Source organism: Bacillus cereus group sp. MYBK245-2 (assembly GCF_051916145.1).
Lineage (GTDB): Bacteria > Bacillota > Bacilli > Bacillales > Bacillaceae_G > Bacillus_A > Bacillus_A pacificus.
This window is the reverse complement of record NZ_JBQAGB010000021.1, coordinates 21,138-44,155: the sequence shown is the minus strand read 5'-3', so window position 1 is coordinate 44,155 and position 23,018 is coordinate 21,138. Positions and strand designations below refer to the sequence as shown.

Genomic DNA, 23,018 nt, shown 5'->3' with positions numbered 1-23,018 from the left:
TGCACAAAGAGAATTGTAAAAGAAAAAATACATCACGTAAAATGATTCAAAATGATGTTAACTATCATTTATAATGATAGTTAACATCAAGGAGGACAGTATCATGGAATTAAGAGACTTGCAAATCTTCCAGAGTGTTGCCGACCAAGGTAGTGTAAGTAGCGCAGCAAAGGAATTAAATTACGTACAATCAAATGTAACTGCACGTATTAAACAGTTAGAAAACGAGCTGAAAACACCGCTCTTCTATCGTCATAAACGAGGCATGACTTTAACAGCTGAAGGAAGAAAAATGCTCGTTTATGTTAATAAAATTTTGCAAGATGTTGATGAGCTAAAACAAGTATTTTTAGATAGCGAAACACCCTCTGGCATATTAAAAATCGGTACTGTCGAAACAGTAAGTACATTACCTACCATTTTATCTTCTTACTATAAAAGCTATCCGAACGTCGATTTGTCATTACAAGCAGGTTTAACAGAAGAATTAATTAGAGAAGTACTCGATCATCAATTAGATGGCGCTTTTATATCAGGACCAATAAAACACCCACTTATTGATCAATACGATGTTAGTACAGAAAAATTAATGCTTGTAACACAAAATAAAGCTTTTCATATAGAAGAATTTACAACAACGCCTCTACTCGTTTTTAACCAAGGTTGTGGATACCGTTCCAAACTAGAACGATGGCTGAAAGACGAAGGTTTGCTACCAAAAAGAATTATGGAATTTAATATATTAGAGACAATATTAAACAGTGTTGCACTCGGCCTTGGAATTACGCTCGTACCACAGTCTGCTGTCCACCATCTTTCTAAAGCAGGGAAAGTACATTGTCATGCAATCCCTGAAAAATACGGCAGTATTTCAACGGTTTTCATACGCCGCAAGGATAGCTATATGACGAATTCAATGCGTAGCTTTTTAAAAACAATTGAAGAGCACCACCACATTAATATGCTTTAAAAGACATTCTTACACGAATGTCTTTTTTTCTTACAAAAGTGTAAGTCTTCCGTAAGCTAATTCGATAGTTGCAGACGATCATATTTCCTATAATTAAGACATAAAGCAGGGCAACAACAATTCGAAAAGGAGCGGATACGCATGATGAACAAAATGAAATCAAACAAATTTTTAAATACAATGGGCATGGTGCTATCCGCACTTGTCGATGCAAAAGCTGTTGCAACTACATTAAACAAATAAGGAGAGATTATAATGAACAACATTACTTTCAACAAATCAGACTTTTTCGGACTTGCAAGTGGAGCGACTCTTCTTACAGCTTTCATTTACTCACTTGCTCAAAGTCTTGTTTAACACTTTGTTTCCCCAAACCCCTTTATATAGAGAAAAAGCTGCTCGTCTTATAGACAAGCAGCTTTTTAGTTTGTCCCGCTTTAATGGGCAGTAAGACCCCCACCTCAAAATGCAGCGAAAGCAAAGAAGTTAGGTGGGGGTCGGGCTGCCCATTAAAGTCCGATTGGTGAGGGCTGATAATCAGTGGGGGATGAAGCCCCCCACTGATTAAAGTTTCACTTTATTTCATATATAATTTGACCTGTTTTCGTCATATCATATCCGCCAATCGCCTTTAATTCATTATGAAATTCTTCCGATTGCAGAATGTCTTTCACAACTTCGATCAGCTCTTCATTTTCTTTATTCTTCAAAATCACTAAATCATACTGTTCTTTCATGATTGGAATAAAGTCTACATTTACAATTTGCGAAAACTTTTCTGACCCTACTCCGACGTCAGCTTTTCCATTCGCCACTTGCGTGGCAACACCAAGATGGTTCGATTCTTCCCACTCATATCCACTAATACGTTCTTTATTTAACTTTTGAATGCGCAATTGTTCATCGACTAACACCCTAATACCAGAACCTTTTTCTCGATTTACAAATCGTATAGATGATTGAGATAAATCAGCCCATGTTTTTATATTTTTTGGATTTCCCTTTTGCACATAAAACCCAACGTTCCTTGCTAATAAATTAATCATCGTACATGGTTGTCCTACTAAAATACGTTTTACGTAAGGAACATTATATGTACCCGTTTCGCCATCAAACAAATGCAAGCTAACGATACTTCCTTCTCCTTGATACATTTTTACTAGACTCGTTAAACTACCTTGATATGCCCTTAATATATTTGAACTTGGCAGGCGATTTTCTATACGTTTTGCCAACATGTCTAACGTTAGTTCTTGTCCGCTAATAATACATGTATTCGAGATACTATTACTGTTATTCTTTACAGGAGTAACTTGTACGTTACCTGTTTTCATTTGCTTAATATATTGTTCTAAATCTGCTGCATCAATGCGCATCTGTCTACCAATTCTATAAGAAGGAAGTTCTCCTTTTTTAATTAGATCGTATACAGTTAATTTTGATACTTTTAATCGCTTCGCTACTTCTTCCGTTGTGTAGGAATGATGATCCATAGACGATTCCTCACTTTCTTCCTTTATTGTAACAAAGAAAAGAATATTTCTCCTATATTTTAAGAGCAACTACATCTTTCAAATTATAACTAGTTATATTTAGTTATAATTAGTTATAATTGAATATGTCAAAATGAAAGGGGATTTTCTTATGAACAAGTTTACATTACGATCCATAGGGGCGCTTATATTTTCTTTTCTTCTTATATTTAGCGTTGCATGTACAAACGGAGATAAGAAAGAGAAATCAACTGCTAAAGAAGGAAAAACAGTTGAACTTACTATATCGGCAGCTGCAAGCTTACAAGATGCATTAAAAGAAATTGAAACAAAATATAAAGAAAAAGAACCTAATATTAAACTTTCTTTTAATTTCGGTGCTTCTGGTGCACTTCAACAACAAATCGAACAGGGCGCACCCGCTGATTTATTCTTCTCAGCAGCAGAAGATAAATTCCAAACTCTTGTTAAAAAAGGATTCATTAATGAAAAGGAAGGGAAAAATCTTCTTGGAAATGAACTAGTTCTAGTCATCCCTAAAGATAGTTCTCTTACAAAATTTCAAGATTTAAAAGATGAGAAAATCAAAAAAATTGCACTTGGTACACCTGAATCTGTACCTGCTGGCAAATATGCAAAAGCTTCTCTAACGCACGAAAACCTTTGGAATGATGTTCAAAATAAAGTCGTATTTACAAAAGATGTTCGCCAAGTGTTAACATATGTAGAAACAGGGAATGTCGATGCTGGTATTGTATACAAAACAGATGCTCTTATTTCAGAAAAAGTGAAGATTGGCGAGACAGCAGCTGCTACTTCTCATGAGCCAATTCACTATCCTTTAGGTGTTATAAAAGAATCTAAGCATAAGAAAGAGGCGACTTCATTTTATGAGTATTTGCAGTCAAAAGATGCACAATCTATCTTTAAGAAATATGGATTTACCGTCCTATCATAATTGCCATGAGCTTTGATACTATTTTATCACCAATCTTTCTATCTTTACGAGTAGCCACATGTGCCACCATTATCGTTACAATTTTAGGAACGATAATCGGAAGAGCGCTAGCACGTTCCTCATGGAGATATAAAGTAATACTAGAAACGATTTTCTTATTACCAATGGTACTTCCGCCAACTGTAATCGGCTTTTTTCTCATTATTATTTTTGGAAATAACAGCCCCATTGGAATGTGGATAGAATCAATATTTCAGCAATCTATTATGTTCACATCTACTGCTGCGATCATTGCTTCTACAGTTGTTGCATTTCCGCTTATGTATCAATCAGCAAAAACAGGATTTTCTATCGCGAATGTACAAATTGAAGAAAGCGCTCGTGATCTTGGTGCAAGTGAATATCAAGTTTTTCTACACGTCACACTTCCGCTCGCATTTCCTGCTTTACTAAGCGGAATGATTTTGAGCTTCGTTCGTGCGCTTGGTGAGTTTGGTGCTACACTCATGTTTGCCGGAAATATTCCTGGTAAAACACAGACTATCCCAACTGCAATTTATATGGCGATTGATGCAAGTAATATGCAGCTCGCCTGGACACTTGTCGTTATCACTATTAGTATGTCCCTCCTATTTTTGCTATGTATTCAGCTTATTAATAAAAGAATTACTAACTCTTAAGGCAGCTCTTTTTGAAGCTGCTTTTTTATTTCTTAGGAAATAAAAATATACCACTGGGAAATAACTGAATTTTACCTTTTATTTAAATATACATTCTATTTGAATTTACTTTCTAAAATAGGCAATTTCCTGTTATTATATGGAGGTGTTTGAAAAAATGAAGAAATGAAAACGCATTTATATTGTGAATTCTTCATCCTGTTTTAGCGATCGGTAATCTTCTACTCTAGTAGTGGGGCATTACCGATCGTTAGAACGATATGTAATTATATTGGTATAGCAAAACGAAGGGAGTCTTGTAATGGACATTTTATTAGCGCTTCTTCCTGCAATTGCATGGGGAAACATCTTATTAGTAAGCGTAAAAATGGGCGGTGGTGCATATAGCCAAACGGTAGGTATGACAATCGGTGCTCTATTCTTCGCAACAATTATGTATGTATTTACTCAACCAGCTTTAACAATGACAATCTTGATTGTTGGTTTTATTTCAGGTTTATTCTGGGCTTTAGGACAAGTAAACCAATTAAAAACAGTTGAAAAACTAGGTGTTTCAACTACTGTAACGATTTCTACTGGTATGCAACTTGTTGCAACTTCTATCTTTGGGGTTATCGCTTTCCGCGAGTGGACTACTACTACAACGATCATTCTGGGAACGATTGCAATCCTATTAATCGTAGTTGGTGTTGTATTCACATCATTAGATGATAAAGAAAATGCTCAGCCACCAGGACAATTGAAAAAAGGACTTCTTACTTTAATTGTTTCTACTTTTGGCTATCTTGTATATGTAATTATTATTCGTTGGTATAACATCGATGGTTGGTCTGCTATTTTACCACAAGCAGTTGGTATGTTTGTTGGTGCAGTTGTACTGACATCTAAACATAAACCATTTAACAAATATGCAATCCGTAATGCTTTATCTGGTTTACTATGGGGAACTGGAAACTTATTCTTACTTCTTTCACTACCACGTGTCGGAGTAGCAACAAGCTTCCCATTATCTCAAACTGGAATCGTTATCTCAACATTCGGTGCGATTGTCTTCTTAGGTGAAAAGAAAACAAAACGTCAATTGATCTTTATTGCACTTGGTAGTGTTTTAATTATCGGTGGCGCTGTATTGTTAGGTATGACAAAAGCATAAACTTATAACCTATTAGTAAACCCCTGAAGCGTATGTGCTTCAGGGGTTTTTCTCTTTCAATTACTTTCTAAATATAATTATTGACATGCCCTTGTCTTTTATAGTTGCTCTTCCACTCTAGTAAACCAGCTATACATATAAAGAGATTAATAACAGCTAATATTAGCATAACGTATAACCCGGCGGAAATATAAATTGAAATACTAACTACATTATATAAAATCCATAAATGCCAGTTTTCTAAGATTTTTCGACTTAGCATAAATTGAGCTACTAAGCCTAATACAGCATTTAAAGCATCTAAATATGGACTTGTTGATTCTAAGTAATGGACTTGATAATAACCCCAACCAATCCATGCAGCTAAAATAAAGACTATATAGAAAATCCAACCTTTCAAATCTAAACGAACTGTTGCTTTTACCTCTTCCTCCCCACTACGTGCAATCCAATGATACCAACCATATACATTAAATATAAATTGAAAGGCTGCCAATACTGCCATTGCATATAAACCTTGTGTAATAAAAATATATAGAAATACCGCAACAGTAATCATACCGAATAAAAAGTTGGATACTTTTTCTCTTGCTAATAGCCAAACATTGATAATTCCCATGACCGATGCAAAGATTTCAATATAGCTCGATTGAATATATAATCCAACCAATACACAAATAATACTAGTAATGAGTAAAAAGAGCGGACTTCTAATCATAATCATCTCTCCCCAGATGTGTAATAAATTCCCTATCACCAGTATAAGGAATCACTCTCCCTTTCACCATTAATTTCCTACTTTTCATTATCTATTCCATCTACAATAAGCCTTTTCTTTTTACAAAATTCTCTTAAAAATGGTATCGTTTTTTATAACATATCTCCACTAGAAAGGAATAGAGGATATGCTAACTAAACATCGAATTCTATTTATTGGTGCTGGTCGTATGGCAGAAGCTATATTTTCCGGATTACTGAAAACAAGCAAAGAATACATCGAAGAAATTATCGTTTCTAACCGAAGCAACGTAGAAAAACTGGAACAATTACAAGCGCGATATAATGTGTCTACTACAACAGATTGGAAGCAGCATGTTACATCTGTTGATACGATTGTTTTAGCAATGCCGCCTTCTGCACATGAAGGTTTATTAGCGGAATTATCTCCGTTACTATCGAATCAACTTGTCGTAACGGTAGCTGCTGGCATTGGCCCATCTTATTTAGAAGAAAGACTTCCTAAAGGAACACCTGTTGCTTGGATTATGCCAAATACAGCTGCTGAAATCGGAAAGTCTATCTCCTTATATACAATGGGACAATCGGTAACCGAGATGCATCAGGAAACCTTGCAACTGCTTTTAAGAGGTATTGGTACTTCGCAACTTTGCACTGAGGAAGAAGTTCATCAGCTTACTGCAGTTACGGGAAGTGCACCAGCCTTCCTTTATTACTTTGCTGAAAGCTTAATTGAAGCAACAAAAAGTTATGGAGTTGATGAAGCGACTGCCAAACACCTTGTCATTCAAATGATTTCTGGCTCTGCCTCTATGCTCGAACAAACGCAAGATCCAGCTAACCTCCGCGAACAAGTAACAACACCAGGTGGTTCCACAGCTGAAGGTCTCAAAGCTTTATATGAATATAATTTTTCAGAGGCAATTCAAAAAGCAGTAGAAGCAACAAACAAAAAAGCTAGGGGGAAATAATATGAGTTTAACAAGTTTAAAAGACTATACAACATTACATAACGGTGTAAAAATGCCTTGGTTCGGCTTAGGTGTTTTTAAAGTAGAAGATGGTTCAGAAGTAATTGAGTCTGTGAAAGCAGCAATTAAAAATGGCTACCGCAGTATCGATACTGCAGCAATTTATCAAAATGAAGAAGGCGTTGGCCAAGCAATCCGTGAATCAGGTGTTTCACGTGAAGAATTATTTATTACATCAAAAGTATGGAATAGCGATCAAGGATATGAAACAACACTTCAAGCATTTGAAACTACATTAGAAAAATTAGGACTAGAGTATTTAGATTTATATTTAGTACATTGGCCTGTAAAAGGGAAATATACTGAATCATGGAAAGCGTTAGAAAAACTTTATAAAGACGGCCGTGTTCGTGCAATTGGCGTGAGTAATTTCCATATTCACCACTTACAAGACGTATTTGAAATTGCTGAAATTAAGCCAATGGTCAATCAAGTGGAATACCACCCACGTCTAGCACAAGAAGAGTTGCACGCTTTCTGTAAAGAACATAATATCCAGCTTGAAGCTTGGTCACCATTAATGCAAGGACAACTATTAGATAATCCAACGTTGCAAGAAATTGCGACAAAATATAATAAATCAACTGCGCAAATTATTTTACGCTGGGATCTACAAAACGAAGTTGTAACAATCCCTAAATCTATTAAAGAACATCGCATTATTGAAAATGCAAACATCTTCGACTTTGAATTAAGTGCTGATGATATGAAAGCAATTCAAGCTTTAAATGAAGACCGTCGCGTTGGTCCAGATCCAGATAACTTTAACTTCTAGTAGAAAAACCACTGCCATATGCAGTGGTTTTTCGCTAGAGAAAACTGAAAATTTAAACTATATTCCATTCAGTTGACACTTCATCATCCAAGGTGTAAGATTTTGAATTATCAAAGAAACACAAAAATTAATAAAGTTTATTCGTTTACTCATTGTATCAAGAGAGGTGGAGGGACTGGCCCTTTGAAACCTCGGCAGCAGGTTCATTTTTGAATACTGTGCCACTTCCTGCAAGCTTTATAGCTTGAAAGATAGAATGAGGGACTTCGTTTATATACGGGTGCATAACTTGTACGTAAAAATCCCTCTTTCTCAATATGAAAAGAGGGATTTTTTATTTTTCATTTCCCTCATCATCATCCAAACTTAATTATTTAGGAGGAAAATCAAATGAAAAATAAGTTTGTACCCGGTATTGCATCAGTTGTAGGAGTAAGTATTTTATTAACTGGTTGCGGTAGCTATAAAAACGAAGCAAGCGGAACAAATGCAAAAGACGAGGCGCCTAGTAAACAGGTTTTAAACTTATCTTCACCTACTGAAATACGAACAATGGATACAGCTCGTGCTACAGATACTGATTCTGGTCAAGTAATGAGAAACGTATTTGAAGGTTTGTATAACCTTGGTGAAGGTAATAAACCTGTCCCTGGTGTTGCAAAATCTCATGAAGTAAGTGGCGATAAAACGAAATACACATTCCACCTGCGAGATTCAAAATGGTCAAACGGCACTCCTGTTACAGCGAAAGATTTTGTCTTCGCTTGGCAAAGAGCTGTCGATCCAGCAACAGCCTCTGAATATGCATTTCTATTCTTTGATATTAAAAATGCAACAAAAATTAACAACAAAGAACTTCCAGCCGACCAACTTGGTGTAAAAGCAGTTGATGACCATACGTTTGAGGTAGAATTAGAACGCCCTGTTCCATATTTTATTAGCTTAACAGCGTTCCCAACATTTCTACCAATTAACGAGGAATTCTTTAAAAAACAAGGTGATAAGTACGCTTTAGAAGACAATACAATCTTGTACAACGGCGCTTTTACACTAAGCGATTGGAAGCATGAACAAAGCTTTAAATTCAAGAAAAACCCTACCTATTGGGATAAAGATACTGTCAAACTAGAGGAAATCAATTTTAACGTCGTAAAAGAAAAATCAACAGAAGTAAACCTATTCGAATCAAAACAATTAGACCGTATAAAATTAACATCCGACTTCGTTGATAAATATAAAAAAGATGCGAACTTTAAAGAACGCCCGAACGTAGGCGTACAATTTTTACGTATGAACCAACAAAACAAAGTACTACAAAACGTGTCTGCACGCCAAGCAATCGATCAAACAATTGATCGAAAATCCTTTGTAAATACGTTATTAAATGATGGCTCTACACCAACCTTTGGTCTCGTTCCAAAAAACTTTGCAAAAGGGCCTGATGGAAAAGACTTCCGTACTATAAACGGGGATTTAACCAAAGTTGATACAAAATCTGCACAAGAGTTATGGAAAAAGGCGAAACAAGAGCTTGGTTCTGAAAAAATAACATTAGAATTATTAACAAGTGATGCTGACCTTGATAAGAAAACTGGTGAGTTCTTAAAAGGACAACTAGAAAAGAATTTAGATGGATTAACAGTAAATGTGAAACCACAACCACGTAAACAACAAGTTTCACTTTTATTAAAAGGTGACTATGAAATTGGTATTGACGGCTGGAGCCCTGACTTTGCTGATCCAATTACATTCCTTGAATTGTTTACAACGAATAACCCTTACAACTTGGATCATTACTCTAATAAGGAGTTCGATGAAACAATTGAAAAAGTGAAAACGACTTTAGCTGGTGATGAAAAAGCTCGCTGGGAAGCATTACTAGCATCTGAGAAAATATTATTTAAAGACTCAGTTATCGCTCCTCTTTACCAAAAAGGCGAATCTTATTTAGAACGTTCTTATGTGAAAGGAATTGTGCAAGTAGACTTTGCAGGCCAATTAAACTTCAAATGGGCACAAATTGAAAAATAAAAGGCAAGCTGAATTGAAGTTTTTCTATCTACAGCAATTATTTTATTGGAAAAATGTATTAAAAGCGGATTCTCAATAAGAGAAAATCCGCTTTTTTAATATATTATTTTAAAAAATTAATGCTCAACTTTTTATTATTGACATATAGTTCTTTTCAGTGTTAATATTCTAAATAATCAAAGAAACAAAATATTTCACCATCATAATATAACGTCTACTACGTTGAAACATATAACGATAAATTATAGTTCAACATGTATATACATATAGAACACCTGACTACCTACATGCAAATATCTATAATAGGTTTTCTCTTCTATAGCCACACTTCAAGACCTGGACATTATGACGTTACGAACAACACATTTAGGGAGGAACGAACAATGAAGAAAAAAGTTATACCTGTTGTTGCATCTGTTTTAGGGGCAAGTCTATTACTAACTGCTTGCGGGGGAAATAAAGATAACGCAAGCGGAGCGAAAGCAAACGATAAAGCACCTGATAAACAGGCAATTAACTTATCATTCGCTTCAGAAATTCCAACAATGGATGTTGCAAAAGCAACGGATGGGGAATCCATGAACGTAATGCGCAATGTTTTTGAAGGGTTATATGCAATGGGAGAAGATAATAAACCGGTTCCTGGTGTCGCTGAGTCGGTTGACGTTAGTCCCGATAAAACGAAATATACATTCCATCTTCGTGATTCAAAATGGTCAAACGGTACTCCTGTTACAGCAAAGGACTTTGCCTTCGCTTGGCAACGTGCCGTAAATCCTGATACAGCAGCTGAATACGCATTCTTATTCTTCGATATAAAGAATGCGAAACAAATAAACCAAAAACAATTGCCAATTGATCAACTAGGGGTCAAAGCTGTCGATGACAAAACGTTAGAAGTACAACTAGACCGTCCTGTTCCCTACTTCTTAAGCTTAACGACATTCTCAACATTCTTACCAATTAATGAAGAGTACTTAAAGTCTCAAGGCGATAAATACGGTTTAGAAACAAATCATTTAATTTACAACGGTGCTTTCACATTAGAGAACTGGAAACATGAACAAAGCTTCCAATTGAAGAAAAACCCTAACTATTGGGATGCTAAAACTGTAAAATTAGAAGAAATCAACTTCAATGTCGTTAAAGATAAGTCTACAGAAGTGAACTTATATGATTCAGGACAAATTGATCGTGTTGCTTTAACTGCAGAGTTTGTTGATAAATATAAGAGCGATCCAAACTTCAAGGAACGCGCTGAAGTCGGCATTCAATTCTTACGATTAAATCAAAAAAATGAAACATTAAAAAATCAACATGCACGCCTTGCTATTAACGGCGCAATGAATAAAAAAGCTTACGTAGAAACAATTTTAAATAACGGTGCTATTCCAGCTGAAGGAATGGTTCCTGCGAAATTTGCAAAAAGTCCTGATGGCAATGACTTCCGTAAAGAAAATGGAAATCTAGTCAAGGATGATGTGAAAACAGCGAAAGAAAACTGGAAAAAAGCAAAACAAGAACTTGGTACTGACAAAGTAACAATCGAACTATTAACAAGTGACAATGCTTTAGCTAAAAAGACTGGTGAATATTTAAAAGGTGAGTTAGAAAAGAACTTAGATGGATTAACAGTGAATTTAAAACCGCAACCACGTAAACAACAGTTGAAACTACTATTAAGTGGTGACTATGAAATTGGTATTGACGGATGGGGCCCTGACTTCGCTGATCCAATTACATTCTTAGATTTATTTACAACAGATAGTGCTTATAACTTCGATAAATACTCTAACAAAGAGTACGATGAGCTAATTCATAAAGTAAAAACAGATTTAGCTAGCGATGAAAAAGCACGCTTTGAAGCAATGAAGCAAGCTGAAAAAATTCTATTACAAGACGGCGCTGTCGCTCCTTTATACCAACAAGGTCGTTCTTACTTACAACGCTCTTTCATTAAAGGACTTGTAACAACTGACTTCGGTGGTGAGTTTAACTACAAGTGGACAGAAGTTGCAAAATAATAAGTGCTAATAAAAAGGTATCCAATTAGGATACCTTTTTATTTTATGCTTCTTTAACTACAGAGCTTCTTCTTCCCTTCACCATTCCTTTTATAGCTAAAGTCATCACTGCTACTGATTGTGTAACCGATACAATAACTAATAATACAATAATATTTCTCTCTAAACTAACTCCTCAAAATATTATTGTATAATAGCCATTCGCTGCATATGTTTTAGAAAGCATTTCAGTATCTCCTCACAACTTCAATTTACCATATACATACAAATCGTTTTTGATTTAAATTGCGGATTAGCCCTTGTGACTACAGAATAATAATTTATTTTCAACACATACATAATTACATGATTTTAGGAGAAACTTGTATAGAACGAATTTACATAAGGAGGAATTTATAATGAGAACTCTACTATCAATTTTATTAGCTCTTATGCTAGTACCTGCATTAACAGGATGTAAAGCTCCTGCAAAAGAAGATACAACTTCTAATAAAAAGACGACTGAAGAAGCAAAAAACGAGGCTCCTGCAGATTTAAAACTAAACTTCAATGAATTCGATTTAAAGGCAGACTACCAAGATACAAAGAAAGACTACGAAGCAGACTATAAAAATGTAGCAGCAGATAAAAAAATGGAAGCAAAAATTGAAGATCATAAAGCAGATGTAAAATTAACAGGAGACGAGGCTATCACAAAATTAAGCCCACTTCTACAAGAATTAAAATTTGATAAAGATACTGCTGACCAAGAAGTAATCGATCAAGTAGTGAACGTGTTCAAACTTGATAAAGACTATCAAAAATTTGATTTAGAAGTTGTCTTCTCTGATGGAACGAAAAAAGAATATAAAAGAGAAGTAAAATAAAGAAGTAGGCGGTTGCCTACTTCTTTATTTTTCCATATCTTAAATCTGGTTTAGATCCAACATAATATTGAAGTCCAGATACCGTTTGTTTTTGTAAATAGGAATCCGACGGGAATATAATTGGAATTAATGGTGAATCTGTAAACATAATATCTTCCGCTTTATGCAATAAGTCAAAACGCTTATCTTCATTTTGTTCAACTTCTGCTTCCTTCACTAAAGCATCAAATTCTTTATTATGCCATTTTGCATAATTGTTTGGACCATCACCTGCATATAAATCTAATTTAGTAATTGGGTCTAATAGAGAACCGCCCCATCCCATATAAGCTAATTGGAAATCACTTTGCTTATATGTGTCGATGTAACTCTTCCACTCTTTATTTTCTAATTTAATATCTACGCCAAGATTTTTCTTAAACATTTCTTGCATTGCTTCTGCTACTTTTTTATGTTGTGTATCTGTAGTGAATTTTAATGTTACTTCAGGTAATGTAGACCAGCCTTGTTCTTTCATGCCTTCTTCTAATAATTTTTTCGCTTCTGCTGGATCAAATTTAACGTAACCACCTTTTTCTTTACGGAAATCACGGCCGCTTTGTGTTTTTGCTCCTTCTGGAACGAATGCATTTGCTTCTTGTGCATTATTCTTATACAGTTTTTCAACGATGAACTTACGATCAACTGCTAATGAGAATGCTTTACGCACTTTCGCATTTGTGAATGGCTCTTTTTCTACGTTAAACGAATAAATATAAGATGAGAATCCTGCAACACGCTTGTATTCTTTACTTCCTTTTTCTTTCTCAATCATCTCTTGTGGTAAACCACTTAGTAAATCTAATTCTTTTGATTTATATAATTGGTACGCTGTTTTAGAGTCTGGAATAATACGAAACTCAATTTCTTTTAATGTTACCTTTTTATCATAGTATTCTTTATTTTTTTGTACTGTAATAGCCTGATTATGCTTCCATTCTTTTAACGTGAATGGTCCGTTCGTAATTAACTCTTTTGGATCTGTTTTTAATTTATTATTATCATCAATTGATTTTTTAGATAATGGAATGAATAATGAACTTGCTAATTTTTGTTTAATAGAAGACACTGGGTGCTCAAGTGTTACCTTTAATGTTTGAGGATCAATGACTTGAATGCCAACTTGTCCTTCTTCACTTTTTCCAGTATTGTATGCCTCTGCCCCTTTAATAAAATACATTTCTGTCGCATTCATAGAACCCGTTTTCGGATTTAATAATCGCTTCCACGCAAATTCAAAATCATTTGCTGTAATAGCAGAACCATCTGACCATTTAATATTTTTCTTTAAATGAATTGTATACTCAGTTCCATCAGCATTCACTTCCTCTTTCTCTGCTAATTCATTTTGATATTTCCCATCACTATCTTGCGTATATAAGCTTGAGAATAAATGCCCAATTACATAACCTGAAGTACTATCTGTCGCAATAGCGGAATCAAGTGTATATGGATCGCTACCAATATTCGTTACTAATCGATCTCCTTCTCCCTTACCAGCACTCGCCTTTTGCGTCTCTTTCTTACCGCAAGCGACAGAAGTAATTGCTAAAACAGTCATAATGACAAACAGTAAAAACTTCTTCATCCTACATTCTCCTTTAACCTGAAATTTTTGGTGTTGATGCCAATAGTGTTTTTGTATAAGAATGTTGTGGATTACGGAATACTTCGTCCGTATTTCCAAATTCAACAAGTTCTCCTTTGTATAGAACAGCTACTTTTTCACATAAATAGTGAACCATCGGTAAATCGTGCGCGATGAATAAATATGTATAACCTTGTTCTTTTTGGATTTTTTGCAGCAGATGTACAATTTGAATTTGCAATGAAACGTCTAATGCTGAAATTGGTTCATCAAGAATCAATACTTCTGGCTCACACAATAACGCTCTTGCAATAGCGATACGTTGACGTTGTCCTCCGCTAAATTCATGCGGATATCGATCAATATATCTTCTATCTAATCCAACACGCTCCAGGGCATCACCCGCTACTTTATCCTTCAATCCTTTATCACCTAAACCGAATGAAATATAACCTTCCGTTACGCTATCGCGTATTTTCCAGCGCGGATTTAATGCAGCTGTAGAATCTTGAAAAATGAACTGTACTTTCTGTAAAAAATCTCGCTTATGAGCTGACTTCAGCATGTGAACAACTTGACCGTTATAATCAATTTCACCAGACGTTGGACTCTCAATCCCTGCTATGAGCTTTCCAAGTGTTGTTTTTCCTGAACCACTTTCACCAATAATGCCAAGTGTTGTTCCTTTCGGGATAGAAAGTGATATATCTTTTAACGCTGTGATTTCTTTACTTTTACTTCCATATGTTTTCGTTACTTGCTTTACAGTAATTAAATCTGTCGTCATGAGGCATTCACCTTCTCTTTTGATTTCGCTTTATTATGCTCCAGAACATGCTGCCAGCAATGTGAACTATGCTCCTTAGAATACGTTGTTCTCTCTGGGAAACGATGAATACATTCTTTTATGGCTACTGGACAACGATTTACAAAAGGACAACCAAAGCTATTTAATGTTTCAATGGAAGGTGTCGTTCCTTCTATAGCACGTAATACCTTTTCGGAATCATCCATATTCGGAATTGCTTGTAATAAGCTTTTCGTATATGGATGTTTAGGAGAACCTATTACCTCCTGTATCGTTCCTTTTTCAACAACACGTCCCCCGTACATAACAACTACTCGATCAGCTACCTCACGTACAAGTGCCAAATCATGTGTAATTAGTAAAATACTCGTATTTTGTTTTTCTTTTCTTTCTTTTAATAGCCCCATAATTTGTTTCTGAATCGTTACATCTAACGCTGTTGTCGGCTCGTCTGCAATTACAAGCTTTGGATGACAAACAAACGCAATTGCTAAACAAATACGCTGCCTCATCCCCCCGCTTAATTGATGTGGGTACTGTTCAAAGCGTTTCTCTGCTTCATGTATCCCTAAATCTGTTAACAAGTTAATCGCAATTCCCTTTGCCTCTCTTTTCGACTTTTTCCCATGTTGCAAAATTACTTCTGTAATTTGTTTGCCTACCTTCATCGTTGGGTTTAAAGATGAAAGCGGATCTTGAAATATAAAGGAAATATCTTTTCCGCGAATTTGATTCCATTCTGATTCTTGTAAATTCGTTAATTCCTTTGATTGGAAAGATACATTTCCATCATCGATATGAATTAATTCTTGATTCAAGCCGATAATGGATTGTGCTGTAACACTTTTTCCTGAACCACTTTCTCCTACAAGTGCAACTATTTCACCTTCGTTAATAGAAAAGGAAACATGTTTCACAATTGCTTGCTTACTATTCTCTTTTTCAACGGCTAACGTTACGTTTTCTAAAGATAAGAGCTGTCCCATGTTTTTTCTCCTTTCGATTCCGTTTTACGATTTTTGGATCAATTGCATCTTGCAAACCATCACCAATCGCATTAAATGCGAACATAATGAGTGCAATCATGATTGCTGGGAAGAATAGCTGCCACCATTCCCCACTCAATAATGTCCCAAGTGCATCATTCGTCATCGTCCCCCAGCTTGCTGCCGGTGATTGTACCCCAAGTCCTATAAAGCTTAAAAATGATTCTGAAAAAATAGCTGCTGGAATTGTAAATGATAAATTGACGATAATAATCCCTGTTAAATTCGGAATTAAATGCCCATATATAATTTTCATATGTGATGTACCTAATCGCTCTGCTGCAATAACAAACTCTCGTTGTTTTAAAGACAATACTTGTGCTCGAATGAGACGAGCCATTCCAATCCATCCCGTTAATGCAAGGGCGATAATAATGGTGAAAAGACCTGGTTTCATAACAATTAATAGTAAAATAACAATTAATAAATATGGGATGCCGTATAATACTTCAATTCCTCTTATAATCCACTCATCAATTAACGTTCCAAGGCGATTACGCCCTCTCACATATCCACTAAATCCACCAATCAGTACACCGAGCCCTATATCGAGGGCAGCTGCTACTAATCCAACTGTTAGTGAAATCTTCCCACCAGCCCAAGTACGTGCCCAAATATCTCTCCCTAGATCATCTGTTCCAAACCAATGTTCACTACTCGGCGGTAAATTTGTTGCCTCTTTTACTTGTTCACTCGCAGTAAATGAAGTTAAACTTTCGCCAATAAGCGAGAAAACAATAATTAGCAATAACGTCACTGTTCCTAAAACTGCGATTGGATTCGATATAAACTTACGAAACACTTCTTTCTTTCTGCTAATCGTTTGCTGATTTTTATTTATCGTTAATTCTTTTTTCTCTTCATTTGTTAATAACTGGTCATTAATTTCATAAGCCCCCATCTAAACATCCCCTTCCTTACGTAATAGAACGAATACGTGGATCAACAATACGGTGAATAATATCTGTAATGAAAATACAAGTAATTAATAATGCACTATAGAAAATTGTTGTTCCCATAATCACCGGATAGTCTCGGTTAAAAATACTATCTACAAAATATTTTCCTAGGCCAGGAATTGAAAAGATTTTTTCAATAACGAAAGTCCCCGTTAAGAGTCCAGCCATTAACGGTCCAACAAATGTAAGTACTGGAACAATCGCATTTCGAAGAGCGTGTCTTATAATAATCTTCTTAATTGGTATGCCTTTTGCTCTTGCTAACTTAATATAATCACTCTGCAGTACTTCGATCATATTAGAACGAACAAACCTTGTAATCACTGCGATTGGCCCTAACGCTAACGCAAAGGATGGCAATACTGTATGTTCAAATGTACCCCAAGAGGCTACTGGTAAGAGCTCGAATTGAATAGCGAATACTTGTATAAATAGTGGTGCTAAAATAAAACTCGGAATAGAAATACCGAGGATGGCAAGTAAACTTACACCGTAATCAATTACCTTCCCATGATAGAGAGCAGCAAATGTACCTGCAGCAATTCCGACTAGCAATGAAATAATAAGTGCTTGTAAACCAATAATTGCTGATGGACCAAATCCTGTCGTTATAATTTCTGATACACCTTGCCCGGTTGACTGAACAGATTCACCAAAATCAAAATGAACTACACCGTCTAAATAAGCAACATATTGATTCCATAACGGTTCATCAAGGTGATACTTCGCTCTCATGTTTTGGATCACTTCTTCAGGAAAGATTTTTGCATCTGATGAAAATGGATCCCCCGGAATAATATGCATAATTAGAAATGTCACCGTCGTAATAACCCATAGCGTGAACACCATAACTGATAATTTTTTAATTACATACACTTCAATACCCCCTAAACACATTTATTTACTTAGTTTTATGAACGTACTTTTTCCATTACTCCCTTTTCTCTTTTTAGAATACAAAAAGCCTTGATCTTAAAAAATAAGATCAAGGCTTAATAAACAAAGGCCCATCACTTATCTTTCAAGACTTGCTTGCTGGAATTAGCACGGTGTTCCTATTACAGAACCCGCTGCTGAGGTGTCATAGGGCCAGTCCCTCTACCTCTCTGGATAAGTAAATTGCTATATTATTATTTGGTTCAAATTATATATTTTGAATTATAATTCTGAAAAAATGAAAAGTCAATCAAATTGGATATATTTAGAAAAATCAGTTTTTAATACTTTTATTTATCTATGCCATTCTTATAATAAAAAAGATATGAAAGGAGTTATAAGATAGACCCCTTACTTCTAGCTACTATAGGATTACCCTTAACAATCGTTATACTTGTCATCATCGGCTTCTACAAACTCTTCATCAAAAAGAAAAGTATCACCTCTTTTTATACCCCTTTCGATAATATTACCGGGCAAACTATTTCCGAATTTCACGAAGAACAGAAGATATTAGTATCCGAGGATGAAGACGGAGATGGCAAGAAGAAAAAATAACCTTGCATAGGCAAGGTTATTTTTTCGTTTCTGCTTGAAAACGTTTATAGTATGTCGATGCTGTTGCAAAATTAATTTCTATATCACGAATCAACGATGAATCTTCTTCTTTAGCTAACTTCTGTAATTTTTTCATTGCTTGTTCCGATTCATTCAAGAAGCCGACATATACCTCATGTTCTTGCTCTTTCGACTTCGGAACACGAATTTCTTTTCGTATATGATCAATATCTTCTAACATGCTCGTTGTTACCTTTTGCACATCTTCTTTATATGTAGCAGTCGTTATTTCCTTACCGCCCTTTTCTTTTGCCACTTCAAATAACTGCAGTGCGTTATTAATTTCTTTATTCATTTTCAAATCGTATTTTTCATGTACTGCACGGTATTCTTTCATTTCTTCTGTTTGTTCTGTAGATTGCTCTACCTTTTCTTTCGTATCTTTATTTCCATTACATCCCGCTAGAAGGATCATACTTCCCATTACAGCAATACCCAAAACCTTCTTCATCTCTTCTTCTCCTTTTATCTACAGCTACTACTCATTATAGTTTCTTTTATCTCCACTTGTTATTATACCGAGAACATCCTACTTTTTACACTTAAGACGACATCGTAACATATATACCAACATGTTTGTCACAGTATCGTCACTTTATACAAATAACTTTTGCACTGCTTTACTACAGCACCTTACAAAACTGTAAGCACACATAAAGAACAAACCATGCTAGACTTACATATGCATAACGCAAACATATGTAAGTTTTTAAGGAGAATCATCTATGTACAATACAATGCCTTTTATGGGAGAAGATATTCGTGTCCTTATTCGCGAAAAATCACTTCATATCGAAAATACAGAGAGCCTTCGCCGCGTATTAAAAAAGAAGCATGCTCCATTTAAGTTAGCCCAATATTTAAAACAACAACATACAAATCAATTTCATACCGTGCTAAATATATCAGATAAATCATTAACAATCGAAATCATCGGGCATGTCTACATTGGAAACTTCGCAGATATCTTAAAAGAAATCCCACGTATACCGAAAATTGCTCCTATTATCGTTAAAAAAGCGTATAAAATTACCGACCATACCGATATTATCGACTGCGGGGAAAAAGAAGTTGATAGTAATCGCTGGGTGTGGGATAAACTTGCTGTTTTATATGATACGATCATGAATAATATGTATGAGGTATTTCAAAGAAATGAAAAAAAGAACTGATTCAAATATTCCCTTTGAATCAGTTCTTTTTTGTTAAGCCTCTAAATTTTGTCTTGCTTGCAGTTCAAACTGCTTTTCACTTCTTCTAGCCATAAATAAATAGCATAGTACCGCACCAATTTCACAAAGAGCTATTACAACACCCATCGGTAATGCGGTGTTACTTCCACCAATACCTACTAGCGGTGCAACAAGCGCTCCTGAAATGAACTGTAATAAACCTAGTAAAGCTGATGCTGTTCCTGCAGCTTGTTTTTGATTTCTCATCGCTAATGAGAACCCAGTTGTTGAGACAACCCCAACACTTGATACGACAAGGAATAACGAGCATAAAACACCAATTAACCCTATTCCTAGTAAGATTGTCAGTAGTAAACATAAACCACCAACAGCTGCAATAATGATACCAGAGACAAATAATGTCTTCTCATTCACTTTCCCCGCTAAACGACCCGTAACCTGACTAGCAATAATAATACCGATACCGTTGATTGCAAAGAATAAACTAAATTGCTGTGGTGATGCTCCGTATATGTTCTGCAACACAAAAGGTGAACCCGAAATGTATGCAAACATTGCCGCTGTTACTAATCCTTGTGACAATGCATATCCCATAAACAGACGGTCCTTTAACAATTTTCCGTACGTCGCCAAAGTTCCTGACAAACCACCCGTTTCTCTTTCTTCAGGAGGTAATGTTTCACGCAATACGAAAGTAGCTGAGATTAACATGAATACGCTAATTGCTCCAAGAACGATGAAAACACCGCGCCACGTTGTAAACTGTAATAATTGCCCTCCAATAATCGGTGCCAAAATAGGTGCTGCTCCGTTTACTAACATAAGCAGCGAGAAAAACTTCGTCATTTCAGAACCTGAATACATGTCACGTACCATTGCACGTGATATAACAATCCCAGCTGATCCTGAAGCTCCTTGTAGGAAGCGTAATAATACTAAAGTCCAAATAGATGGCGCAACAGCACAAAGTAAAGAAGAAGCAACATAAATAATGAGAGCAATAATAAGAGGTTTGCGTCTTCCGTAAATATCACTAATTGAGCCAACAAATAATTGTCCTACTGAAAGCCCAAGCAAACAAGCTGTTAATGTAAGCTGGGCTAGGGATGCACCTGTTTGCAAGTCATCCGTTAATTTCGGTAACGAAGGCAAATACATATCAATAGATAATGGCCCAATCGCCGTAAGTGTTCCTAATACAAGAATCATCCATAACCGGTTCATCTTTATAGGCTTATATATTTCCTGATTAACTTCATTCACTTTTTTCGTTCACCCTTTCCTATACATACTAAATCGTAACAATTATAGTTACAACATAAACATACGTCAAGTATAGCGCATTTTCCTGTTTAATTCTGTAAAAAAAAGCGATAGAATTTCTATCGCTTTACTTGTTCAAATTATTATTTGTAAATTTAGATACGGAAGACATCGCCTCCCCTGTATCTAAATATGTGATTTGAATTGGATCTCCCACTTCTGTAAACATAGCATATGGGAATTTCTTCACAGGTATCATAAATACTTTTTGTTCATTCTCTAACAGTACGTACACGATTGTATTTTCACCTGATTTTTCTTTATATACACGTTGTACAGTGCCTTCTTTTTGCGCCTCTTTTCCATTTGAAGTCGGTCTAAATGAATCTCCGCTTCCACTCAGCGCATTTTTATAATTCTCAAGCGCTTCTTTTTGCGTCGAACCTGTTGCAAATATTTTCGCATTAGAAGCATAGATAACAGTATGGGCACGTACTAATCCTCCGTCATCAATAACAGGTACAATCCAAGAAGGTTTACCGTACACGTTATAAATAACCGGCATCGTTCCATGCCACTTTTCTCTCTTAAAAGAATTATCCACGACTTCCGAAGCAGCCGAACCATCCATAATTCCCTTTACTTCTTTTCCGTTATAGTAATACAACTTACCTGTACGCGCATCGATAAGTGAATAACCTAGTGCAGAATCTACTCCCTCTTTCGGAGAAGTGAAATCAGTAAAGTAATATAATGTTCCATCCTTACCGAAAATCGGTGTAACTCCTTCTTTCGTTCCCCACTCAGTCGGGATCTTCATATCAGTTTGCGAGAATTTTGTATTCCAAAATCCGTGAATATATTTACCGAAGTACGTATTTAACGTAGATGCAGTCTCGTGATTTAATACGCCATCAACAAATTTAGGTGCCTTTCCTTTATCGTATCTTTTCACTTCGCCTGTTTGTGCATCTACTACTACAACGCCCTCTACCTCAAATCCAGATCTTCCTGAAATAAATTCACCGTACGTCATTGTATAATACGGTTTCCCTTTATCATCCACTTCAAATTTAGGTTTTCCTTTAAAGATTAAATTTGGTTCTGCTTGCCTTACCACACGCTCTAAATTATTTCCGAAAAACATGCTTGGCACGTATTTCATTTTATAACCAAGGTGCAGTTTCGCTTCTGCATCAGGATTCGTACCTGACATCGTGACGTACCCTGGAATTGTCTCCGCTTTACGTGCTTTAAAAAACCCTGAAACTTCAATCGGTGCTACATATAAAGCCTCGCCATTTACCATTTGTGGCGTTAATTCTCCTAGCTCAAAATAAGCTACTTTCGGAATATCCCCAAATACTTTTTTCATCTTATTCTCCGCTGTCTTTGGCGGCACTGTAAATGGCTGATCATTTTCAGTAAATGGCTCTGAAATATCTTTCTCTACCTTTACAACAGAATCATATTTCGTTTGCGAGATTACTATATCGTGCAAATAACCAAAGTAGCCGTAACTTGCGAGTAAAACAAACATTAGAAGTCCTTTTAACGTGCCTTCTAATTTTCCTATTTGATCTTGCGAAAATAAAACAAGCCCAATTAAAATTGCTACTGCAACAGAATAATGAGTAAGAATTGAATCTGCTCGATCATCAATTAGCCAAAAATATTCATAGATTGCAATACCTATCCAAAATAAAACTGGAATAACTAAAATAGATGATTTCTTACCCTTTACAACCTTCTCATCCCCTTTCTTATCCACTGCTCGAAGTTTACTACCGCTTCTTCTTGTCCATGGAATCAAAAACAAAGTGAGAATAGCTAAAATTAAAAATTTCAT

At 35.6% G+C, this 23,018-nt stretch carries 22 protein-coding genes and 2 riboswitches; of the genes, 12 read left to right on the top strand and 10 right to left on the bottom strand.

What is annotated here, in order from left to right:
* Positions 1–103: 103 nt before the first annotated feature.
* Entirely contained in the window at positions 104–970 is an 867-nt protein-coding gene (locus ACTFRN_RS24965; protein ID WP_000423053.1) for a LysR family transcriptional regulator, read from the top strand.
* 255 nt (positions 971–1,225) lie between these two features.
* A complete protein-coding gene (locus ACTFRN_RS24960) occupies positions 1,226–1,327 on the top strand; it encodes a DUF3948 family protein (RefSeq protein WP_001060012.1) in 102 nt (33 codons plus the stop codon).
* Between the two features lie 215 nt (positions 1,328–1,542).
* On the opposite strand, the gene ACTFRN_RS24955 is transcribed toward ACTFRN_RS24960, so the two are convergent.
* On the bottom strand, positions 1,543–2,490 hold the full coding sequence (locus ACTFRN_RS24955) for a helix-turn-helix transcriptional regulator (RefSeq protein ID WP_000657102.1): 948 nt from the start codon (positions 2,488–2,490) through the stop codon (positions 1,543–1,545).
* Between the two features lie 124 nt (positions 2,491–2,614).
* Here ACTFRN_RS24955 and modA point away from each other — a divergent pair, with 124 nt between their 5' ends.
* From modA to ACTFRN_RS24940, 3 genes are all read left to right on the top strand, one after another.
* Positions 2,615–3,421 (top strand): molybdate ABC transporter substrate-binding protein, encoded by an 807-nt coding sequence (gene modA / locus ACTFRN_RS24950; RefSeq protein WP_001032225.1) that lies wholly within the window; start codon positions 2,615–2,617, stop codon positions 3,419–3,421.
* A 5-nt stretch (positions 3,422–3,426) separates the two neighbouring features.
* Entirely contained in the window at positions 3,427–4,101 is a 675-nt protein-coding gene (gene modB / locus ACTFRN_RS24945; protein WP_000007159.1) for a molybdate ABC transporter permease subunit, read from the top strand.
* 301 nt (positions 4,102–4,402) lie between these two features.
* Positions 4,403–5,254: a GRP family sugar transporter gene (locus ACTFRN_RS24940; protein ID WP_000353544.1), complete on the top strand. Its 852-nt coding sequence runs from the start codon at positions 4,403–4,405 to the stop codon at positions 5,252–5,254.
* A gap of 67 nt (positions 5,255–5,321) precedes the next feature.
* Here ACTFRN_RS24940 and pnuC read toward each other — a convergent pair whose 3' ends face one another.
* Positions 5,322–5,972, bottom strand: coding sequence for a nicotinamide riboside transporter PnuC (gene pnuC, locus ACTFRN_RS24935; protein ID WP_000621364.1), 651 nt, complete (start codon positions 5,970–5,972; stop codon positions 5,322–5,324).
* 187 nt (positions 5,973–6,159) lie between these two features.
* On the opposite strand from pnuC, the gene proC reads away from it, so the two are divergent.
* The 5 genes from proC (at position 6,160) to ACTFRN_RS24910 (ending at position 12,719) form a co-directional block, all read left to right on the top strand.
* On the top strand, positions 6,160–6,963 hold the full coding sequence (gene proC, locus ACTFRN_RS24930; RefSeq protein WP_000956269.1) for a pyrroline-5-carboxylate reductase: 804 nt from the start codon (positions 6,160–6,162) through the stop codon (positions 6,961–6,963).
* Position 6,964: 1 nt separating this feature from the next.
* A complete protein-coding gene (locus ACTFRN_RS24925) occupies positions 6,965–7,798 on the top strand; it encodes an aldo/keto reductase (RefSeq protein ID WP_000060176.1) in 834 nt (277 codons plus the stop codon).
* 151 nt (positions 7,799–7,949) lie between these two features.
* A riboswitch (SAM riboswitch) is annotated at positions 7,950–8,056 on the top strand.
* Between the two features lie 132 nt (positions 8,057–8,188).
* Positions 8,189–9,829, top strand: a complete 1,641-nt coding sequence (locus ACTFRN_RS24920; protein WP_074568018.1) for a peptide ABC transporter substrate-binding protein — start codon at positions 8,189–8,191, stop codon at positions 9,827–9,829.
* 383 nt (positions 9,830–10,212) lie between these two features.
* The gene (locus ACTFRN_RS24915) at positions 10,213–11,853 is read left to right on the top strand and encodes a peptide ABC transporter substrate-binding protein (protein WP_074568019.1); all 1,641 of its coding nucleotides are present in this window, start codon (positions 10,213–10,215) and stop codon (positions 11,851–11,853) included.
* A 398-nt stretch (positions 11,854–12,251) separates the two neighbouring features.
* Positions 12,252–12,719: a YusW family protein gene (locus ACTFRN_RS24910; RefSeq protein ID WP_074568020.1), complete on the top strand. Its 468-nt coding sequence runs from the start codon at positions 12,252–12,254 to the stop codon at positions 12,717–12,719.
* Between the two features lie 16 nt (positions 12,720–12,735).
* Here the strand turns inward: ACTFRN_RS24910 and ACTFRN_RS24905 are convergent, their stop codons facing one another.
* From ACTFRN_RS24905 to ACTFRN_RS24885, 5 genes are read right to left on the bottom strand one after another with little or no spacing between them, the layout of a single operon-like run.
* Positions 12,736–14,346 (bottom strand): peptide ABC transporter substrate-binding protein, encoded by a 1,611-nt coding sequence (locus tag ACTFRN_RS24905; protein ID WP_088106198.1) that lies wholly within the window; start codon positions 14,344–14,346, stop codon positions 12,736–12,738.
* Positions 14,347–14,359: 13 nt separating this feature from the next.
* Positions 14,360–15,133 carry an ABC transporter ATP-binding protein gene (locus tag ACTFRN_RS24900; protein ID WP_074568022.1) on the bottom strand — a complete coding sequence of 258 codons (774 nt, stop codon included), beginning with the start codon at positions 15,131–15,133 and terminating at the stop codon, positions 14,360–14,362.
* Entirely contained in the window at positions 15,130–16,140 is a 1,011-nt protein-coding gene (locus tag ACTFRN_RS24895) for an ABC transporter ATP-binding protein (RefSeq protein ID WP_074568023.1), read from the bottom strand. Before ACTFRN_RS24895 ends, ACTFRN_RS24900 begins: the two co-directional genes overlap by 4 nt.
* Positions 16,097–17,101 carry an ABC transporter permease gene (locus tag ACTFRN_RS24890; RefSeq protein ID WP_000501528.1) on the bottom strand — a complete coding sequence of 335 codons (1,005 nt, stop codon included), beginning with the start codon at positions 17,099–17,101 and terminating at the stop codon, positions 16,097–16,099. The genes ACTFRN_RS24895 and ACTFRN_RS24890 overlap by 44 nt, the downstream gene beginning before the upstream one ends.
* A gap of 16 nt (positions 17,102–17,117) precedes the next feature.
* Positions 17,118–18,035: an ABC transporter permease gene (locus ACTFRN_RS24885; RefSeq protein ID WP_000289309.1), complete on the bottom strand. Its 918-nt coding sequence runs from the start codon at positions 18,033–18,035 to the stop codon at positions 17,118–17,120.
* A 135-nt stretch (positions 18,036–18,170) separates the two neighbouring features.
* A riboswitch (SAM riboswitch) is annotated at positions 18,171–18,276 on the bottom strand.
* A 161-nt stretch (positions 18,277–18,437) separates the two neighbouring features.
* Here ACTFRN_RS24885 and ACTFRN_RS24880 point away from each other — a divergent pair.
* Complete coding sequence (locus tag ACTFRN_RS24880; protein WP_000371388.1) at positions 18,438–18,653, top strand: DUF3951 domain-containing protein; 216 nt, start codon at positions 18,438–18,440, stop codon at positions 18,651–18,653.
* Positions 18,654–18,669: 16 nt separating this feature from the next.
* Here the strand turns inward: ACTFRN_RS24880 and ACTFRN_RS24875 are convergent, their stop codons facing one another.
* Positions 18,670–19,164: a hypothetical protein gene (locus ACTFRN_RS24875; protein WP_074568024.1), complete on the bottom strand. Its 495-nt coding sequence runs from the start codon at positions 19,162–19,164 to the stop codon at positions 18,670–18,672.
* Positions 19,165–19,438: 274 nt separating this feature from the next.
* Here ACTFRN_RS24875 and ACTFRN_RS24870 point away from each other — a divergent pair, with 274 nt between their 5' ends.
* Positions 19,439–19,885, top strand: a complete 447-nt coding sequence (locus ACTFRN_RS24870; RefSeq protein WP_000282867.1) for a hypothetical protein — start codon at positions 19,439–19,441, stop codon at positions 19,883–19,885.
* A 33-nt stretch (positions 19,886–19,918) separates the two neighbouring features.
* Here ACTFRN_RS24870 and ACTFRN_RS24865 read toward each other — a convergent pair whose 3' ends face one another.
* A complete protein-coding gene (locus tag ACTFRN_RS24865; RefSeq protein WP_124878437.1) occupies positions 19,919–21,130 on the bottom strand; it encodes a multidrug effflux MFS transporter in 1,212 nt (403 codons plus the stop codon).
* A 166-nt stretch (positions 21,131–21,296) separates the two neighbouring features.
* Positions 21,297–23,018 (bottom strand): DUF3981 domain-containing protein, encoded by a 1,722-nt coding sequence (locus ACTFRN_RS24860; protein ID WP_074568025.1) that lies wholly within the window; start codon positions 23,016–23,018, stop codon positions 21,297–21,299.

What these genes read in the sequence shown, in the direction of transcription:
- ACTFRN_RS24965 (WP_000423053.1), top strand. Translation starts at nt 104, where the DNA reads ATGGAATTAAGAGACTTGCAAATCTTCCAGAGTGTTGCCGACCAAGGT.
- ACTFRN_RS24960 (WP_001060012.1), top strand. Translation starts at nt 1,226, where the DNA reads ATGAACAACATTACTTTCAACAAATCAGACTTTTTCGGACTTGCAAGT.
- modA (WP_001032225.1), top strand. Translation starts at nt 2,615, where the DNA reads ATGAACAAGTTTACATTACGATCCATAGGGGCGCTTATATTTTCTTTT.
- modB (WP_000007159.1), top strand. Translation starts at nt 3,427, where the DNA reads ATGAGCTTTGATACTATTTTATCACCAATCTTTCTATCTTTACGAGTA.
- ACTFRN_RS24940 (WP_000353544.1), top strand. Translation starts at nt 4,403, where the DNA reads ATGGACATTTTATTAGCGCTTCTTCCTGCAATTGCATGGGGAAACATC.
- pnuC (WP_000621364.1), bottom strand. Translation starts at nt 5,972, where the DNA reads ATGATTAGAAGTCCGCTCTTTTTACTCATTACTAGTATTATTTGTGTA.
- proC (WP_000956269.1), top strand. Translation starts at nt 6,160, where the DNA reads ATGCTAACTAAACATCGAATTCTATTTATTGGTGCTGGTCGTATGGCA.
- ACTFRN_RS24925 (WP_000060176.1), top strand. Translation starts at nt 6,965, where the DNA reads ATGAGTTTAACAAGTTTAAAAGACTATACAACATTACATAACGGTGTA.
- ACTFRN_RS24920 (WP_074568018.1), top strand. Translation starts at nt 8,189, where the DNA reads ATGAAAAATAAGTTTGTACCCGGTATTGCATCAGTTGTAGGAGTAAGT.
- ACTFRN_RS24915 (WP_074568019.1), top strand. Translation starts at nt 10,213, where the DNA reads ATGAAGAAAAAAGTTATACCTGTTGTTGCATCTGTTTTAGGGGCAAGT.
- ACTFRN_RS24910 (WP_074568020.1), top strand. Translation starts at nt 12,252, where the DNA reads ATGAGAACTCTACTATCAATTTTATTAGCTCTTATGCTAGTACCTGCA.
- ACTFRN_RS24905 (WP_088106198.1), bottom strand. Translation starts at nt 14,346, where the DNA reads ATGAAGAAGTTTTTACTGTTTGTCATTATGACTGTTTTAGCAATTACT.
- ACTFRN_RS24900 (WP_074568022.1), bottom strand. Translation starts at nt 15,133, where the DNA reads ATGACGACAGATTTAATTACTGTAAAGCAAGTAACGAAAACATATGGA.
- ACTFRN_RS24895 (WP_074568023.1), bottom strand. Translation starts at nt 16,140, where the DNA reads ATGGGACAGCTCTTATCTTTAGAAAACGTAACGTTAGCCGTTGAAAAA.
- ACTFRN_RS24890 (WP_000501528.1), bottom strand. Translation starts at nt 17,101, where the DNA reads ATGGGGGCTTATGAAATTAATGACCAGTTATTAACAAATGAAGAGAAA.
- ACTFRN_RS24875 (WP_074568024.1), bottom strand. Translation starts at nt 19,164, where the DNA reads ATGAAGAAGGTTTTGGGTATTGCTGTAATGGGAAGTATGATCCTTCTA.
- ACTFRN_RS24870 (WP_000282867.1), top strand. Translation starts at nt 19,439, where the DNA reads ATGTACAATACAATGCCTTTTATGGGAGAAGATATTCGTGTCCTTATT.
- ACTFRN_RS24865 (WP_124878437.1), bottom strand. Translation starts at nt 21,130, where the DNA reads ATGAACCGGTTATGGATGATTCTTGTATTAGGAACACTTACGGCGATT.
- ACTFRN_RS24860 (WP_074568025.1), bottom strand. Translation starts at nt 23,018, where the DNA reads ATGAAATTTTTAATTTTAGCTATTCTCACTTTGTTTTTGATTCCATGG.